This is a genomic window from Acinetobacter sp. YH12112 (genome assembly GCF_013418945.1).
Classification (GTDB): domain Bacteria; phylum Pseudomonadota; class Gammaproteobacteria; order Pseudomonadales; family Moraxellaceae; genus Acinetobacter; species Acinetobacter indicus.
In genome coordinates, this window is the sequence record NZ_VPBA01000074.1 from 1 (window position 1) to 3,460 (window position 3,460).

A 3,460-nucleotide genomic window follows, 5' to 3' on the forward strand; every position below is an offset into this window, starting at 1 on the left:
ATAATTCAAGTGAATTTGTTTGAAAGAAGAACTTTAAAAGCTTTATTTTCACCCGATAAAATACCCATAAAACAAGAGGAAGCTCAAATGAGCTTCCTCTTGTGAAAAATTGTGGGACAGCAATGACCCTAATGTTCCTTATTTATGGCCATCTTACGATAAGAGTTTTGCAACTCCATCCGAAGCTTTTGACTATTGGACAACTAAATCAACTACACGTACAGATTTTTCTGTAACTTCTTTTGATTATATGAATAATGGCGCTACTGCTCGTTTTACTTATACTTATTATTCTGTACCAAAGCGACCTGATTCCCAATTATTAACTGCTACTCAAAGTTTTAACCGCAAAGTAAATCCCAATTATGATCCTAATCTTGAACCCAAAGAGCGTATAGTTCCCTTAACAGCTGCTTTATTAGGTGCAGCAATGATGGGCGAAGGCTATCAAGACCCCGATCCTAAATTTGACAATGACCGTGTCAATACTGGCGATTGGACTGGTGTAGAAGATTCTTATAGAGAAGATCCAAGTGGAATTGGTAATGAATTAAATGATGAATTACAAGACAAAGCAGAACGAGCAAAACCTACCCCTGATAACAAGCCTGCACCTATTGGGTCGCCTGATTATGATAAAGAACCTGTAAATGATGATGATAACGACCGTTCATGGGATGAAGACGGCAACGAAGGCAAAACAGAAAATACAGAAAAAACTGATCCTGAAACGGGCGACAAAACATCTGAAGGAAAATTCACATTACCAAAATTTTGTGATTGGGCTTTTACAGTCTGTGAGTGGTACGAAGACTGGCAAGAATCAGACAAAAAATTGCATGATCATTTAGATGAAACATCAAGTCACCAGAGCCAAGAAAAATCATTCTGGCAAACAGTAAAAGACTGGTTTGACTGGACTAAACAAGAGCCTGAACAGCCGCCAGTAGAACCTTACGAAATACAAAATGAAGATGATTCGCAGCTTTTAGATCAAATGCAGTCTGTGAGTTTTAATTCTGCAAGCTATTGCCCTGCCGATGTTGAAATACCTGTCAATTTTTCAGGATTGGGCAGCACATCATTAACACTTAGCTATGCTCCTTTGTGTCAAATAGCTACACAAATAAAACCTGTTGTCATCATGATGGGTTGGATTCTATCAGCCTATATTGTTACTGGCCGATATATGAAAGATGGGAGTTAAATCATGTCATTAGCAAGCGTCCTTGTAAAAGTAGGCGACATTTTTAGCAGCAAATTAGGCAAAACTGTCTTGTCTAGTTTGGGCATTGGTATAGTCACAACAACAATTTCTGTAACTTTATTAAATGCTTATATTAATCATGCAATTGCTTCCTATGGTGCTCTTGGTGATGTTGTTGGTTTGCTTGGTTTGGCAGGCTTCAACATTGCTTTAGGGCTTATATTTAGTGCTCTTGGCATCCGCATGTATTTGAACAATAAATCCATTAGCTTGAGGAAATTACAATGATTTTTTTAATTGTAGGAAAGCCAAGATCGGGCAAGTCACAATTTGCCGTTAAAAAAATCTTTGATCAAATTGAGTTAAATAAAAAATACCTAGCTAAGCTTGAAAATGGCGAAGAATTAGACACATCAAAAAATGAAGTTATACGACAAGTTTATTCAGACATTGAGGGTCTAAACATAGAGGGCGTATTGCCTGCACCTGATGACTGGAGAGATGTTCCAGATGATTCTGTTATTTTTTATGATGAAGTTCACTATAGAAAAGAATATGAAGACTTAACAGGCAAGCCAAGTCAAAACCCGATGATTAAAGACTTGACCACGCACGGACATAGAAACATAGATATTTATCTAATTACACAAGCTGCAAGCCGTATTGAGCGTTCAATACGTGGCTTGGTTGACTGTATTTATTATGCAAAGCGTCCGCAGCAAAAACCGCCTTTCTGTACCATTTATGAATTTGACAAGTTCTATAACGAACCTGCTTATGCTGCTGAAAAAGGCAAAGAACATGACAAATACATATTTCACTTTAAAGACAAATATCAGAATGCCTATAAATCTGCGTCTGCTCATACCAGTGTCAAATTTAAATTACAGAAAAAGTTTTATGTAGCAATTGCTGCAATTCTTGTTATGGCTGCTCTCGCTGCTAAATTAATGTTTTCGGGTGGCTTTATTGACATTGCAAAACAAGGTTTAAACGCTGGCAAAGAAGAAGAAGCAAAACCTATAACCGCTCTTGATTCAAAAGTTAAAAATTGCATGGATCAATTTGGGTGGACTGAAGAACAATGCAAAATGTCTTATGATCCAAAAGCCGAACAAGAGAGAAATAAGCAACTGGAGCAAAGCACAGGCAACAATATGCAAACTGTAGTTATGCAATACAATGCAAATAAGCCTTTTGATACAGTTTATGAACCTAATTTTCAACCTACTGACTTTCCACGTTTTTCAGGCTGCATGAAGCAAAACGGAAAATATGTAGCATATACCCAACAAGGTACGATATTAAAAGACGTTTCACAAGCTGACTGTCAACGTGTTGTAGAACATGGAGATCGTCCTTTCGACTACTTCAAGCAACCGCAACAGGTGCAAAACAATGCTCAATTATCTAATACGCCAAGTTATACGCAACCTAGTGAACCTGATATTCAACAAATTGCGAAATTGGAACAGGCACAAATAGAGGGCTTAATTTAACTCGATTTTTTAACTTAACTAGCGAAGTCTGTTAAGCTTAAAAAATGAGTAAACAACCGAAGGGCGTTAGCTTTGAAATCAACAATAGAGTATTTAGATGAGCTTTCAGAAAAAGTTGTAAATAATCTTGATAATGATTTATGTGGTGCGTATTACATAGCTTTTGGTGAATTAGTAACTGCTTTTGTTGAATGTGGCGTTTTTAAGTCCGAGCAAGATTTGAATACAGCTTTAAATATGAAAGACAGATTATCTCAAATTCTTTTAAAACAGGCGTAAATAAGATGCCGGTAACAGTCAGTGAAAAATAGACACGTATATAAAACTATTGCTTATGACAGAAATAAGGGCGTATTACTTAAATCAGATTACATCTTGATTCGGGAGTCACTGGAGAAATACCTTGATCAGATCCGGAGTATGGATGCTGATAATTATGCTGAAATTGATAGGCTGAAATTATTATTTATAAAACTTGATCATCACATTGATAGATTGCGCGCATAGATTTCGGCATAACGTATATTATGTTCATTAGCGTACTCGACAGCGTGAATACAATTGTCCAGATTCACGGTGTCGAGCTGTGGCACCAGATGCATTGCGCAGGCCACAGTCTTGGATATGCTATTTAACATAAAATGAAGTTATGCGACTTCAGAATGACCAAAACTTTTATTAATTTTGGTATTTATATTTAGAACAAGGGCATATTTATGAAATCTTTAAAATTTTTACCGTTATTGGCTGCAAC

At 36.6% G+C, this 3,460-nt stretch carries 4 protein-coding genes; all 4 read left to right on the forward strand.

The annotated features are described in order from the left end of the window. Nucleotides 1-109: 109 nt before the first annotated feature. The 4 genes from FTU50_RS14955 to FTU50_RS14970 all read left to right on the forward strand — a co-directional run bounded on the left by FTU50_RS14955 (nt 110) and on the right by FTU50_RS14970 (nt 2,985). On the forward strand, nt 110-1,207 hold the full coding sequence (locus FTU50_RS14955) for a virulence factor TspB C-terminal domain-related protein (protein WP_180055307.1): 1,098 nt from the start codon (nt 110-112) through the stop codon (nt 1,205-1,207). 3 nt (nt 1,208-1,210) lie between these two features. After that, complete coding sequence (locus tag FTU50_RS14960; protein WP_180055309.1) at nt 1,211-1,495, forward strand: DUF2523 family protein; 285 nt, start codon at nt 1,211-1,213, stop codon at nt 1,493-1,495. After that, entirely contained in the window at nt 1,492-2,706 is a 1,215-nt protein-coding gene (locus FTU50_RS14965; RefSeq protein ID WP_180055311.1) for a zonular occludens toxin domain-containing protein, read from the forward strand. The genes FTU50_RS14960 and FTU50_RS14965 overlap by 4 nt, the downstream gene beginning before the upstream one ends. A gap of 72 nt (nt 2,707-2,778) precedes the next feature. Continuing rightward, nucleotides 2,779-2,985, forward strand: coding sequence for a hypothetical protein (locus tag FTU50_RS14970; protein WP_180055313.1), 207 nt, complete (start codon nt 2,779-2,781; stop codon nt 2,983-2,985). Nucleotides 2,986-3,460 lie beyond the last annotated feature (475 nt).